Annotated in this window: 15 protein-coding genes; all 15 read right to left on the bottom strand. The window is 64.6% G+C overall.

Annotated elements, in window-relative coordinates; all coding sequences use genetic code 11:
• From ACT53M_RS03080 to traL, 15 genes are read right to left on the bottom strand one after another with little or no spacing between them, the layout of a single operon-like run.
• Positions 1 to 846, bottom strand: a complete 846-nt coding sequence (locus tag ACT53M_RS03080) for a conjugal transfer protein TraF (RefSeq protein ID WP_476231406.1) — start codon at positions 844 to 846, stop codon at positions 1 to 3.
• Positions 827 to 2,554 carry a conjugal transfer protein TraN gene (locus ACT53M_RS03075; protein ID WP_476231405.1) on the bottom strand — a complete coding sequence of 576 codons (1,728 nt, stop codon included), beginning with the start codon at positions 2,552 to 2,554 and terminating at the stop codon, positions 827 to 829. Before ACT53M_RS03075 ends, ACT53M_RS03080 begins: the two co-directional genes overlap by 20 nt.
• The gene (gene trbC / locus ACT53M_RS03070) at positions 2,551 to 3,315 is read right to left on the bottom strand and encodes a type-F conjugative transfer system pilin assembly protein TrbC (protein WP_476231404.1); all 765 of its coding nucleotides are present in this window, start codon (positions 3,313 to 3,315) and stop codon (positions 2,551 to 2,553) included. Before trbC ends, ACT53M_RS03075 begins: the two co-directional genes overlap by 4 nt.
• Positions 3,312 to 4,283, bottom strand: a complete 972-nt coding sequence (gene traU, locus ACT53M_RS03065) for a conjugal transfer pilus assembly protein TraU (protein ID WP_476231403.1) — start codon at positions 4,281 to 4,283, stop codon at positions 3,312 to 3,314. Before traU ends, trbC begins: the two co-directional genes overlap by 4 nt.
• Positions 4,284 to 4,336: 53 nt before the next feature.
• On the bottom strand, positions 4,337 to 4,984 hold the full coding sequence (traW, locus tag ACT53M_RS03060; protein ID WP_476231402.1) for a type-F conjugative transfer system protein TraW: 648 nt from the start codon (positions 4,982 to 4,984) through the stop codon (positions 4,337 to 4,339).
• Positions 4,981 to 5,505, bottom strand: coding sequence for a S26 family signal peptidase (locus ACT53M_RS03055; protein WP_476231401.1), 525 nt, complete (start codon positions 5,503 to 5,505; stop codon positions 4,981 to 4,983). The genes traW and ACT53M_RS03055 overlap by 4 nt, the downstream gene beginning before the upstream one ends.
• Positions 5,492 to 5,899: a type-F conjugative transfer system protein TrbI gene (locus ACT53M_RS03050; protein WP_476231400.1), complete on the bottom strand. Its 408-nt coding sequence runs from the start codon at positions 5,897 to 5,899 to the stop codon at positions 5,492 to 5,494. The genes ACT53M_RS03055 and ACT53M_RS03050 overlap by 14 nt, the downstream gene beginning before the upstream one ends.
• Positions 5,896 to 6,288, bottom strand: coding sequence for a hypothetical protein (locus tag ACT53M_RS03045; protein ID WP_476231399.1), 393 nt, complete (start codon positions 6,286 to 6,288; stop codon positions 5,896 to 5,898). The genes ACT53M_RS03050 and ACT53M_RS03045 overlap by 4 nt, the downstream gene beginning before the upstream one ends.
• Before the next feature lie 29 nt (positions 6,289 to 6,317).
• The gene (gene traC, locus ACT53M_RS03040) at positions 6,318 to 8,861 is read right to left on the bottom strand and encodes a type IV secretion system protein TraC (protein ID WP_476231397.1); all 2,544 of its coding nucleotides are present in this window, start codon (positions 8,859 to 8,861) and stop codon (positions 6,318 to 6,320) included.
• Entirely contained in the window at positions 8,861 to 9,673 is an 813-nt protein-coding gene (locus ACT53M_RS03035) for a conjugal transfer protein TraV (RefSeq protein WP_476231395.1), read from the bottom strand. Before ACT53M_RS03035 ends, traC begins: the two co-directional genes overlap by 1 nt.
• Positions 9,674 to 9,677: 4 nt before the next feature.
• Positions 9,678 to 10,592 (bottom strand): DsbC family protein, encoded by a 915-nt coding sequence (locus tag ACT53M_RS03030; protein WP_476231394.1) that lies wholly within the window; start codon positions 10,590 to 10,592, stop codon positions 9,678 to 9,680.
• The gene (locus ACT53M_RS03025; RefSeq protein ID WP_476231392.1) at positions 10,589 to 11,929 is read right to left on the bottom strand and encodes a TrbI/VirB10 family protein; all 1,341 of its coding nucleotides are present in this window, start codon (positions 11,927 to 11,929) and stop codon (positions 10,589 to 10,591) included. The genes ACT53M_RS03030 and ACT53M_RS03025 overlap by 4 nt, the downstream gene beginning before the upstream one ends.
• Complete coding sequence (locus tag ACT53M_RS03020; protein ID WP_476231391.1) at positions 11,922 to 12,677, bottom strand: type-F conjugative transfer system secretin TraK; 756 nt, start codon at positions 12,675 to 12,677, stop codon at positions 11,922 to 11,924. The genes ACT53M_RS03025 and ACT53M_RS03020 overlap by 8 nt, the downstream gene beginning before the upstream one ends.
• Complete coding sequence (locus ACT53M_RS03015) at positions 12,677 to 13,249, bottom strand: type IV conjugative transfer system protein TraE (protein WP_476231389.1); 573 nt, start codon at positions 13,247 to 13,249, stop codon at positions 12,677 to 12,679. The genes ACT53M_RS03020 and ACT53M_RS03015 overlap by 1 nt, the downstream gene beginning before the upstream one ends.
• Before the next feature lie 11 nt (positions 13,250 to 13,260).
• A complete protein-coding gene (gene traL, locus ACT53M_RS03010) occupies positions 13,261 to 13,548 on the bottom strand; it encodes a type IV conjugative transfer system protein TraL (protein ID WP_020819170.1) in 288 nt (95 codons plus the stop codon).
• Positions 13,549 to 13,566 lie beyond the last annotated feature (18 nt).

Raw genomic sequence — 13,566 nt, 5'->3', positions numbered from 1 at the left:
CTAGTAGTCACGTCCAGCTTCCTTCGATGTGAGGAGGTAAATCCGGTCCTGAAGCTCGTCGGCGCTCATCACGCCGTAGCCGATCGGAATAGGGCGGCCGGTCAGGGCGTCCCAGAGCACGACAGCTGGCGTAATCTTGGGCTCCAGGCCCATGCGGGTGCGCTGGTTGGTCTCGACCGTGTAATTCGGGAAATGCCGCGATGGGCCGCCGTCGGTCGAAATCGCTCGGACAGCGATATGCCAGGTCGAGGCAACACTCTGTACGATCGGCGACATGACCTCGCAGGCGCCGCAGCTCTGGGCGAAGAAGTAGAAGAGCCCGTAGCGCTCGGAGAGCTGCGCCATTGCCGCGTTCCGTTCCGCGCTGCGCGAATCCTGCCACTGGCGCTTGCCGAGCGTCGAAACCGGGCGCTGCAGCGTGTAGTCGAGCTCGGGATCCTGCCAGATCGCCCGTTGCCAGACGTCGCTGAAGAGTGAAGCCCGGTCGAGCTGGGCGCGCTGGAACCGAATGTAGGCCGTCACATTAGCAGGCGTGGGCTCGAGGATCGCCTTGGCCTTGAGCTCCCGCAAGGTCGCCGTGATCGCGTCAAGCTGGCTCGTGGCGCTCGCCGCCGGCGCAGGTGCCTTCTGTTCCGGCGGTTTGGGCCGGTTGCAGTAGAACCAGTACCCAAGCCGGCGCTCGGCGCAGTAGAAGCTGTCCTGCCGCTCGTCCGTCTCGGCGCGTGGCAGCGCATCGGTCTGGGTGGTGGTCGTCTGCGCGTTTGCGGACGGAAGGACGCAAACGGCATTGGCAATCGCGCAGGCGGCACGCAGCCGCCACGCGGCCTTATTGGCGTGCGCGGGCATAATAGTCCTCGATCTTCTGTTGGATTTCCTGGGTGGCCTGCAGTTCGTCAGGCAGGCGGGCGGCGTCGGTGAACTCGGCATAGACTTCGCTGAAGTCCATCCGACTGAGGTCGAGCCGGGCGAACTCGTCGATGGTGAACCCGGAGCATTGCTCGGTCTTCGGCTTGCCCCAGGGCTTGTTCAGCTGCTGGCGGCCTTGCTCCTGCAGGATCCGCGAGAGCTTGGATTCAAAGCAGCAGTAGACCTTCCGCTTGGTCAGGCACACGCCAAGGAAGGAGGACGAGCAATAAGTGCCGACGTAGGCGCACAGACCCTGTGCGTCCTTTTGATGCAGCAGCATCTCCTCGCGGCTGCAGCCCAGTGCCACGAGCAGCTGGATGCCCGGAATCAGCGGGAAGCCTTTGCCCTTGCAGCAATTGAGAATGCCGAACACCTTCGACGAGCAGCTTTCGCGGGTCCCCTTGAACAGGGTTAGATTGTCTGGATCGAATTCGCGGCGGGCCTGATTCATCGCGTTCAACGCGACAACCGCGTCCTTGAACTCGTCATTGGCTTCGCGCTGGATGGTCTCGCAGGAGCCATCGATGCAGTAGACATCGCCATCGCAGATGAACTGGTTGGTGCTCGCGGGCTGGTCCGGAACCGGGCAATCATAGACCCGCTCCCAGGTGCGGCAGGGCTCGCCAGCAAGACAGTCTTCGCGCACGAGCTTGCAGCCCGGGGTGTCTTCAAGTGTCTGGCAGTCCTGAGCCTCGGTAAACTGTGCGCAGCTGTAACTACGGCTCCATGCCCAGCAAGGCTGCGTCACGGCGATGCCATCGACAATGCGGGTCACCGGATCGCTGTCGGTGCACGTCTCAGTGTCCTGCTGACATGAGCTGTCGGCTGCGAGGCCAGCGCACTGGCTTTCGTCGCGTGTCGTCGTGACGACGTTCTCGCCCGTCACCGTATAGGGCGTGGCGCCCTCGACCGGCGCGGTGCAACTGACGAGGTCAACCCTCAGATCGCCGGAGTTGCAGCCCCAGTAGATCCCGAAATAGGGATCGCACAGGTTGATCGGATAGGACTGCGTGACCGTGCATTGCGGCGCGGGGTAGCGGTTGCAGTTATAGACCGAAGCCGGGTCGACCCCGCTGCCGCCCACGCAGTAGTAGCCGTAGAGCTGACGTTGCTCGACCCGCGCGGTCAATGTCACGGGGCAGGTCCGGGTTTCTTGGGATGCCGTGTAACCGACATTGCAGGTCGCCATGTAGCGCGCGGCAGTTCCGCTGGCCGGCGGCAAGGGCACGCAGCGCCCCTGTGTGCCGCCGATGGCCATCCCGCTCGTATAGGCGAGCGGGTCATTGCTGATCACGTTGCTGCGCGCGATCGTCGCATCGAGATCCTGCGGCGCAAATCGGGCCCGCCGGTCCATCGAGTCCCGCATGGCCTTATAGCCGGTACTGGTCGTGGCCTGGCTTGCCGCTTCGCGGCTCATCCGGTCGGGATCGTCGAAATAACCCGACTGGCTTGGCACACCGCCGAAATTGGGGATCCTACTGGCATCCGGGTTTGTGGTTGCCGCGCTCTGCGCCAAGGCTGCCTTGTCTCGCCCGAAAGCCTTGCCCTCTGCCTTTGCGGCATCGGTCGTGGTCTGGGCGTGAAGCGGTCCGGCGAGGGTGAGCAGGAGCGCGAACACGCCTGCGCGACAGAGGATTGGTCGTTTCATGGATCCTGCCTTTCAAGACGGGCGAGGTGCTGGGCCGCGAGCAAAGCGCTAGGGCCGCCGCCGTGCGCGAAGGTCTCAAGGGCGTAGGCTGCGCTGACATTGCCGCTCATCCGGTCGTGGGGCGGGACCTGCGTCCGACAATCGAACCCGTCGCACAGACCGAAGTCGCTGCTGGTGACGACGTAGGTGGGCACGGTCTCGATCCCGAAAGCACGGAAAAGCCGCGGGTCGATACCGACGCCGTCCAGCTGCTCGCCGGGCTTTGCGACTTTTGCCAATGCGTCCGTCAGAGCCTTGGCGCTGTTGCCAGGCAGACCGCGCAGGGCGACGATGCCGCCGGCCTTGGCCACGTCTTCGATTATTGCCCGCAACGCCGCTGGCGGCATCGAGAGCGAAGCAAAGGCTATGAACCTTGGCGCATCGCCCATGCCTTCGCTGGTCATGGTGCCGGTATCGGCCACCATCCGGTCAAAGTCGAAGGTGCTGGCCGGATCATGCTTAGCACTTGCGGCGGCCTCACGGGTGAAGCGACGAGCGTGCGCCTCGGCCTCGCTGGTGCTTGTCCTGGCCTCCCGCGCCAGCGCCTCGGCCCTTGCGCGAGCATTGGCAGAGAGCGCGTCGGCATCACTGGCGCCAGCGCTGGCGCGTGCCCGGATGGCCGCCACATCAAGGTCCGGTTCGGCCGTCTGCGCCGACGCGCCAGCCAAAGCGGCAAGGCTCGAAAGCGAGGCGATCACAATGAGACGAGGAATGGTTTTCATAGTGCGCAGCAGTTCCGCTTGCGCCAGACCAGATAGCCCATGTCCTCGCCAATGACGGGATAGACCTGGCCTGCCGACATGAAGGTGGTGGAGGCACCAATGGGCGCGCAGGCGTAGCGGCCCTTGGTCTGCGGATTGGGATTGGTGGCCTGGAAGCGGTATTGCTGCTTGCGCATCACCGGCATCAGGTACTTGCCGCAAAGTCCCTTGCTCCCCATCGTCCCCCAGGCGACGAGCTCGCGGTGGAGCTTGTAGGAGAAGCGGGCGAGCGCGAGCCGCGACGCTTGGACATGGCCAATGGTCGCCGAGACATTCCCGTTGAGCGGATACATCGTGCCCTGACAGCCCGCGCACCAGAACAGTTCATCGGTCGGCAGCTTGGCCGTTGCCGCCACGCAGTCGGCCGCGCAGGCCGCAAGCGCCAGCGGATTGGCGAACAGCACCGCCTCGGGATTGATGATCGCGGTGAGTTCGCTGTCCTGCCAGAGCGGATCGATCTCGGTGATGTAAAGGATGTCGATCGAGCCGGACTCGAGGCACAGGAAATCGGCGATGATCTCCATCCAGTAGATCAGCGGATAGGCATACCAATGGACATGCCACTGCGAGTTGTACTGGGTATTGCCGCCAACTGCAGATGGCCCCGCCATCGACTTGAAGCCGATGTCGAACCCCGGATCGAGCTTCATCCCGCCCAGATTGACGAAGCACCAAGGCTTCATGCTGACGTCGGCAAGCCGGACCGGCTCCCAGAACCCCATGGCGATACCGGGCCGCAAACCGCAGAGGCAAACGGGGAGAGCTGGGTTGCTGGTGTCGGGCCGGCTTGACGGCCAGATCTTCAGGCCGCCAACCGAAATCGGAAAGAGGCATGACCAGCAAATGTCCGTGATCGGATTGACGAACTTGCCGGTGCAGCGCCCGGGACCGGCCGCAGCCTGGGCTGGAGCGGCTGAGATGATGTTCATGCTGGCAAGCAGAAGTGCTCCGCAAAGCCATGACAGAAGCCGATTGTTCCTGCTCATGATGGCGCACGCTCCTTGGGAGGCACCGACTGTTCGGTGATGAGGAGCGCGCGACCCTGCTGCTCGACGGTTGCCGGTACTGCGCGAATGCCGAAGTGCTTCACCAGCGTGCCGCCTTGGTCGAAGTAGAAGCGCCGCTGGCGGGCTTTCATGAGTTCGAGCGGCGCACCGGCCACGAGGATGAACTTGGCCTTTGTGCTGGCATAGCGACGGGTGGCCCAGGCGAGCTGTGCCGGGTCGTCGCCATCGAGGAAGACGAGCGGAGCCCGCAGCGGCACGGTATCGAGCGGATTGACCCTTGTGCCTGCGGCAATGATGACCCGGCCCTTGTCGTCGGCAATGTCGCGCTCGACGGTGATCGTCGGATCGAAACGCCAGCTGCGTGTTGCCGGAGCGAGGGAGAGACCTGTGACAGGCTCTGGCCGGTTGACCCGGGCGATCGTGCGCCGCTTCAGCTCCTCATTGAGGCGGGCGGTCTCGCCGGTCTTCTCGAGCTGCGTAAGCCTGGCATGGATCTGCTGCAGCAGGTCCGGTTCGATGACTGGCCAGACCGTGCCGTGCTGACCGTAATCGCGAGCCATTGCTTCTGGCGCTATGGCCAGCGCCAGCGCAGTGGCGCATATGGGGAAGGTAAGGAGCCTCACAGGATCGGCCTCCCGACCCCGAAAATGCGTGGGCCGCAAATCCAACCGATTGCGCCGTAGCGGCTGTCGAAACCGTCCTTGTGTTCGCTTGTGACGAAATAGCAGCCTTGCGGAACGCGGCCCGTCGGGCCGAGCGCGAGGTGTTCACCAAGGCGGCTCGTGAGCTTGGCCTTGGCGACAGCCTGCCCGTTGACGAAGTAGGTGCGGTTTTGCTCGGTGACGATGTCGCCCGGCACGCCGCTCACCCGCTTACCGAACGGTTTCGGCGCCGCCCCGAAATGCTTCACCAGCAACGAGGAAGCAGGCGGATCGAATAGGATGATATCCCCGCGGTGCACGGCCGCCCCGCGCGTCACCCAGAGGGCCCAGTAGGGCAGGCTGGGGCTCACGTTGATCATGAGCGCGTGGCCCTGAGCGAAGGCGGCGAGCGAGGAGAGTGCCAGCGCCCCGGCGCCAAGCCCGCCCCAAAGCACGAGACGGCGCGCGGACGCAGAGCGGATCAGGCGATCAGCGGGCAGCATCGGGGATGGCTCCCATCCGGCGCACAACATCGGCGCGCACAGATTGCGTCAGGTCCGGCGTGCTCCCGGCCACCACGGCTTCGGCAACGAGGACCGTGCGGCCTTCGCGGCCTAGCTGCTGCACCGAGGCTTCCACGGCCTTGAGGTAGGCCTGCACGCGCAGCCTGGTTTCCTCCGGAGGACGACCAGATCGTGCTTCGGCTTCGATGAAGTCGCTCATGATCCGGCTCAGCTGGACCGTCACGACCTCGCGCTTCTCAAGGGTGAGCACCTTGTCGGTCGTCCAGACGCCCCACAGGACCTGCCCGATCATGCCGACGCCGAGCACGACAGCGGTGAGATTGATCGATGCAAGCCGCCTGCGAAGGTTTGATGTTGCCAGAATGTTCCTCACAGCTTTTCTCCCGAGAGTTCGCGGTCGAGATCACGGATGAAGCGCGGCATGCGCCACACGACGACAAGCGTGGCGAGACCGATCAGAACGAACTTGCACTGGTCGAGGAAGGTCACGCGCCGCTCAAGCTCGGCCCCCAGGAAGCGGTCTGCGAGATTGGCGACATGGGCGAAGAGGGCGTCGGGATTGCCGCCCGATAGGAGCAGGAAGAAGAGCAGCGGCAGGCCCAGAGCCATCAGATAGGACGAGCCCAGAAACAGACTACCGCGCAGCACGATGTAGCAGCCATCGGCGATGCGCGAGCGCCAGGTCGGCACCGGCGGGAATAGGGGCTGTTCGTCTTCGGGCGCATCCGTCCGGTCGAACGGGGTGACGAGGTGGAGAGGCATGAGTTTCAGAATCCTTTGGTCAAGAGGTGTCAGCGGTTGGGATGAGCGATGCGCTCGATGGCATCGGCGAGCTGGTGGCCGCGGGCGATCTCGGCATCGATGGCGGCGAAGGTCTGGGGCGAACTCGAGAAGAGCGTTGCCGAATAGTCGTCGAGCACGAGCCGTCCGATCGCCTCGGTCTCCGGCCCCTTGATGAACACCTCGGAATAGTCGCTCCCGGAGCGCTTGAGGCTACGGATCAGCGTCTCGGTGCGATCGTCCATATCGAGGCGTTTGCTCGCCTTGAAATCGGCGATCGTCTCCGGCTTCTGCTGAAGGATCAGCATCCAGTCGCTATTCTCCAGCGCTGCCGTCGCCCCGTCGGACTTGTAGTAGTCGTTTAGCGACTGTGTGGCGGTCGCGAGGGCGCCGCCATATTTCCGGCAGGTGCGGGCATAGGTTTCGACGAACTCACCCATCGAGCCGCCCTTCAGCATCGACCATGCTTCATCGATCAGTAGCAGCTTGCGCAGCGACCTTGGGCTGCGCGTCATGGCCTGGCTGGTCATGAACATGATCGCAGAGAGCACCACGCTGCGCAGATCCTCCCGGCTCGCGAGGTCGGACATCTCGAACACTGTGAAATCTGCATCGAGGTCGAGACTGGCCTGGCCTTCGAAGAACGCGCCGTAGGTTCCGCCAGCCATGTAGGGGGCAAGCGCAGTCGCAATGTCTGCGGCCGTGTCATGGCCGAGACTGGCCAGCATCTCGCCGACGGTGGTGACCGTCGCAGCCGCGCCATGTTCCGTCCAGACGAGGTTGACCGCCCGGTCGATCAGCCCGCGCTCGGTATCAGTCAGTTTCGCGCTGTGGCGGGCCATTTGCCCGACGATCGCCTTGATCATCCCGAAGCAGTCGAGGCGATAATCTTCGTCCTCGGCGGCGCGGGCTGCGTCGATCATCGAGAATGGGTTGAGGCAGAAGCCCGCTTTCATCGTGAACTCGACAAAGCGGCCGCCCTGCAGCTTGACCGAATGCTCGAAGCTGCGGCCATCGTCGATCACGACCACCTGCGCGCCGGCGCCGCGCAGGGCTGCGCACATCTCCTGGAGCAGCACCGACTTGCCCGATCCCGACTTGCCGCAGATCGCGACATTGTGGTTGCCGGCCTCGTTCTCGAACGGCGACCAGAAGAAGGGCTGGCCGCGCCGACCGACGAACAGCAGGTGAGGGTGGGCGCTTCCGAGATATTCGCCCTGCATGGGGGCGATATTGGCTGCAGTGGTCGACAGCACGGTCTTGAACCGCTTCAGCCGCTCCATGTCGGCACCGAGCCCGTCGGCGAGCGTAAGCGGCATCGCCGCGAGAAGCCCCTGGATCTGCAGATAGCGCTCGTCGGTGAGATCCCAGCCCGCCGCCTTATAGATCGACTTGATCGCGCGTTCGTGGCGGTCGCCCTGGCCCAGCGGCGAATAGGTCGTCACGCCGTAGAACACGCGCACGAGGCGGCGGCCTTCCTGGAGCTCGGCTTGAACATGTTGCCACTCGGCGGCCTGTTCGCCGATCCGGGGCAGGAACCGGGCGCTGCGGGTGCCGGCAAGGCTGGTTGTCCGCATGAACTTGAAGCCGGCCTTTGCCGATGCCGCCTCCTGGTCTGGATAGACAAGGCACAGCATGGTCGCGGCCGGGCAGGGGAAGCGCAGCTTGTCGGTGAACAGGTCGCCGATCAGCCGCGCGCATTCCCAAGGGGCCCAGCGCGACGGCATGTTGCGCACAGCAAAATGCCGGACATCGAAAGCATCGGGATAGACGGTACCGATCTCGGGCACCCCATCATTGACCTTGCCGGTGGGACGGAACCGCTCGGTCACGAGGCGCATGCGGTCCTCTGCCACGACCAGTTCGATGTCGTGGCGGATCGCCTGCGAGGCGATCGGATCGTTCGGGTTGTAGGGCACCGCATCATCCTGCGGCGCCGTGGTGGGCGAGGTCAGATCATCGATGACAGCGATGAGCGCTTCGGGCCCGACTTCGACTACGCCGAGGTTGAGCGACTTGAGCATAGCCACCAGCCCCTCGCGGGTCTGCTTGAGATCCTCGTTGCTGACCGCCTTCGATGTTGGCACGCCGACCGAGACGATGACCTGGTGATGCCGCGCATGAAAGGGGGCGTCCGCAGAGCCGGACTCCCACACGAGCGAATAGAGCCGCCGCGCGCGGTGACGGGCAATCGCCTCGTAAACGCCGCCCTGCATGTACCGTGGCGCAAACCACGGGGCGATGATTCTGCTGATGCGCGGGCTCGCAAGGTGGAGCACCTGCAGGCAGGCGCCCGCTGGTAAGCCTTCCGAGAAGAATTGCCCGAGGATTTCCCCTGTGCGCTCGTCCGCGCCGATCAGCGGCGTGACCGAGAGGACAAAGCCCTTCGAGCGTGCGTTGAAGTACAGGCGCGTTGCCGGATCATAGACCCTGTAGGGCAGCCAGTCGGACAGCATGTCGACCATCAGCTGGGGACGGGGCTTTTCGACGTGCTCGGCGTCACCCAGCAATCCGCTAAGCAGCCGATCAATGACGGACTTGAGTTGCTCGGCCATTACTTGGGTTCCTCGGGCTGCGGGGTGCTGGCTATCGGCTGTTCACCGGCCCTGGCTGCGGGGCGGATCGCAGCTTTCGCGGCTTCAATCGCCGCGGCGCTGGGGAACACGGGAGCGCTGTGCCGCGCCTCTGGCCGAGGGGTCCGATCGCGCGGGGGAGGCGGCGTGTCGAACCCCTCGACCGCCGGTGCTTTGGCACCGGCAACGGCCTCGCGCGCCGTGGAGGGGAGGACCAGCGGCGAGGCATCTGAAACTGCATTTTCGGAACTGAGGGCATAAGCGCCCGGGGTCTCCAGGGTGCTGGTCCCGTTCGTGGGCGCGGATGAAAAGGGCGACGCAAGATCGACGGTAGCATCCGAGTGTCCGTCTTCGGCTTCGTGTGCCGACGCAGCTTGCGCGGCCTTCAACTGCCGGCGGACCTGGCGCATGACGGCCCCGCTCTTGTCCTCACCCGCCTTGCGGCGCAGTTCGGTTGCCCAGCGCGGGTTGTCGACGACTGTCCAGGCGACCGCTTCATCATGGAGCGTTCCTGCCTCATCGACATGCGCTGGGAAGACGACCCGCAGGGTCCGCTCCGCCGTACGCGTGGTGTCAGCCTCCACCACGCCCGACCGGGGGCGTGTCTCGGCACGAGGCGTCGTGCCCGACGACAGAGTGTTCGTCGCCTTGGCATCGATGACGTGGGCCGGTGCGCAGTCGCCCTTGGGCGCCCGGCAGGTGAAGTCGCCTTCGACATTGGTGCCGAACGTGGCGCAGCCACTGGAGAAGCCGGCCAGGCAGGCGCAGACAAGAAGACGTGATGGAAACCGCATGGGGTTATCCTTTCGGAGCTGGGGTGGGAGCCCGGGTGGAGGTTGGGCGCAGGAATTCCCGGAGCACTGCAGCAGGCCGGAAACCCTCGAGAACGGCGCCATCGGCGGGGCGCACGATCACCGGCGTGCCGCCAAAGCCGTGTGCCCGGGCGAAGGCCTCGTTGGCAGCGAGGCCGCTCGTGTCGCAGGGTTTGGGATTGGCGAGCGCCAGACCAGAATAGGCCATGTGCAGCGCCAGCTCGGGCCGAGGTGCGCACAGCACCCGCTCGGCGTCGCGGCGGCTCTCTGCCCCGAAAATCGAGATCGGCCGTTCTTCGACCCGCGCCCCGATCGCCTTCAGTTCTGCCTCAAGCTTCTTGCAGTAGCCGCAGTGGAAGTCTGAGAAGACAACGACACGTGGACCATTGGCAGGGCCCCAGGTAATCGCGCCATTTGATGGAAGCTTGCCAAGCTGCACATGCCGCGGTTCAGCGTTCCGGGCTGAAGCTGCTGATGGGTTTGGGCTCCCATCCGCTTGCGCTTCGGGATTGCTGCGCCGTGCGGCCCCTGCCGCCAGCAGGTCCGGATTGAGAGCGAGCAGCCGTGCAGCCGTTAGATCCTGACGGGCTTCCATGTCATAGACCCGGCCGATCACCAGATACTTCGCAGCCCGGTCAACGTAGAAGAGCGTCGACTTGGATGCGACCTCGCACAAACCGCCAAGGCCTTTGCAGTTGATCGCGTCGATCGGCGTCTTGGGCAGGCGCAGCTTCAGTGCCTCACGCACCTTCGCCATGTCCGGAGCGGCAGTGGGGGCTGCAAGGCTTGCCACCGCCCATCCGGTTGCAGCCGACAAGGCGATGATTGCTGCCAGTCCTGCGCTGGCACGCAACCAGCGGCGCCGACCATTGCCGTGCTCTAAAAGCGAGTTTTTGATCATTGGGAGTTCCTCACGTAGACGCCGTCGAGGAACACGATCTCGACATCGATGCCGGTCGGCATCTCGACGACGGGTTGGTACTGTTCGGCGCGCTCGATCAGGTATTTGCTGACCGTGTCGGCGGCATCCGCGGCGCCTTGGCCAAGCCCGCCACCGAGGATGTCACCAGCCGAGAGCTTAGAGCGACTGCCATCGGGGTTGGTCGTGACGCCGGAGAACACGCTGTTGGCGTTTGCGGAGAAGCCGCGCCCGAAACCGCCGACGATCCCGGCGAGCAATGCCTGGCTGACGAGGCTGCCTTCGCGGCTCACGACGCGACCCCGGACCCCGGACTTGCCAGCGAAGCTGATGAAGCCCTTGACCTCGCTCACTGCGACCCGGCCACCAGGCTGATCGCAGGTCATGCGGGCAAGCTTCACATAGACCTTCTCGCTGCTGAGATCCCCGCGCGCCGCGCCGTTCACAACGCAGCCCTGGATCCGAGTGGTCAGAACCTTCCCGTTCTGCATCACCGATCGGGCCGGGCCGGTGATCCTCAGCACCACGGGCAGCGGATCGGTCTGGCTGGCGACGCCCGCCGAAGCATCTACGCCAACGATAACCCTGGCCGGCGCATAGGAATTGGGCGGCAGGTAATCAGGCGAGTCCTCGACGACGACCGGCGGCGCATCAGGGCGACCCACCCGGAGACCGCTACTCCCTGCCTTGTCAGAGCTGAAGCTCATCAGCTTCACCTCGCCAGAGGACGGGATCATGCCGCCCTGCGGATCAGCGCCTGCGGACACGGCACTGGGCTGGGGCGAACGCCCCCGCGCGTCATAACCGCCCGCCTGCGGCCCATAAGCCGGTGGCGGTACAGTGGGTGCCGTCGTCGCAGGCTGAGCGGCAAGCCGTGTCTTGAGCTCGGCATTCTCTGCGGAGATGGCATCGATCGCGGCCTGCCCATCGACCCGCATGGCCTGGTTTTCGGCCTTGAGAGCGGCCAGCTGCGACTCGATCTCCGTCCGCGGAATGCTCCCATCCTTCAGCGCCTTCTGTTCGCGCGTGACCGCATCCAGCCGGTTGCCGTAGTTCGCGACGAACTCGCGCTGCGATAGATCGCGGTTGACGAGGCCCGCAGTGTCGATCGTCTGCGCCGCATTGGGATCGCCGGTCTTGGCCTTATCGTCACCGCCAAGGATGAACCAGCTCCCGCCGAGCAGCGCGAGCGCTCCCAATGAGCCCAGCAGCAGCTTCTGACGGCGCGCAGTGCGGGCGTTGAGCCCGGAAAGTTCGGATGGCGCCGCACTCTCGGCCTGCAGAGGGGCCGGGCTTGGCGTATTGGCTGCATCAGTCATGGCCGGTCTCCGCGTTTGCGCCGACAACAAAGGCGGTTGTGCTGGCCCCGGGCTCGAGCTTTGGCTCGGCGATCGAGACAGCTAGGGTGTCGCGGGGCGCGAGATCGCGTTCGGCCAGCGTCATTGGCTTCGACCCGCGATTGTGGATGCGGACCACCTTTCCGGTGAGACTGGCGCCGCGATAATCAGCGATGAGCTGGACTTCGAGATCGCCAACCCGGGCAGGCATGGCGGTCGACTGGCGGACCTCGAAGCCATCGACAGTCCGGTCGTTGGCCATGGCCTGGATCAGCCTGACGGCGCTGGTCTCGAGCGGGGTCTGGCTTTCCCAGTCCGCCGCTTGGGTTTTCGCGATGGCGGGGTTGGTGATGAAGACCTGGGTCGCCGGAATTTGCTCAACCCGGCACGCGACCTTGTAGACGAAGCCCTTTTTCGTGGTGGCGAAGAAGCTGATTGCCCGGGCTGCGTAGGTTTCCGGTACGGACACGTAGATATCCCCGCGTACCGGCTCGTTGGTCACCGCAAAGTCGTTGTAGGGCGTGCCGGTCGAGATCTTCGAGACGCTGGCGAACTGATCGTCGACCAGCGCAAAGCGGGTCAGTTCCCGCGCCGAAACGCTGCACTCGATCCCGGCACCATCGGCCGCTTGCTTGAACTGGTCGGCGGCATGAGCGGGGGATGCTGCTATGAGCAGAGCGGCCGCGCTCAGAAGTAGACCCCGTGTATGGGTCCCTTTTCGGTAAGCCATCACTGGGCCTCCTTCGATTTGTCCTGTGTGGGGAGCTGGGCGAACCCTGCCAGCGCCAGGCGCAGGCCGCGGTAAGTCCAGCTGAAGCGGAAGCGGCGCTCGTCACTCGCAATCACCTGCGCGCCGACGAAGGTCTTGAGGGTTCCGGTCACATCCGAGGTCAGACCCTTCGGATCGACAGTCATCGACCGGATCACGAAAGCCTGGGTGACGTCTGAGCCCCGCTGCTCCTCGACAATCCGCACGAGCTCAGCTTTCAGCTGCCCATAGCTTGCGGGATCCGCCAGCTTCAGGATCTCGTGCATCCAGTAATCGAGGCCCTCCGGGCTGCGATTGAGGAGCACAAGGGCGGCATCGCGAGTGACGAGCTCGAGATAGTCGGCCTCGACCCCGGCGCTGCTCACCGTCAGCCCTTTGGGAATGGTCGGCACCAGCACGACCTCGCGGTCGCGGGTGGCGGCAAGGCTCCCTGCGATGACCAGTGCGAGGCCGAGACCGGCACTGGTGAGCGCGAACAGGTTCCGCTGGCGCAGCAGCGATTGCTGACGTTCGTGTGATATGTCGGAAAACATGGCTGTGCCCCTCAACCGGCAAGCAGTCGGCAGTGAGAAGGCGGCGTTGCCTTGAGGCCCAGAAATCCTGCAGGCAGATACCAGTATGCGGCATGGGCTACCCAGGAGCTGGCGCGTCCTGCTTTTGCCTTTCGCAGTGCGAACCAGGCGCCGAAGGCGACTATGATACCGATAAAGATATGCTGGGTGAGGATCCCCCAGGTGAAGGGGGCCAGCATTCCCGCGAACTCGTCGATGGTCCAGAAGCCGATAAGCTCCGGGTCATCGAGGCGCCGGGGAATGATGTAAGGGTCTGCCATGGCGACGCCGCCTTCTCT

The sequence above is a fragment of the Sphingomonas sp. DMC6 genome, from assembly GCF_056314225.1.
Note: the sequence above shows the minus strand (reverse complement) of the source record. Positions and strands in the feature narration are given on the sequence as shown.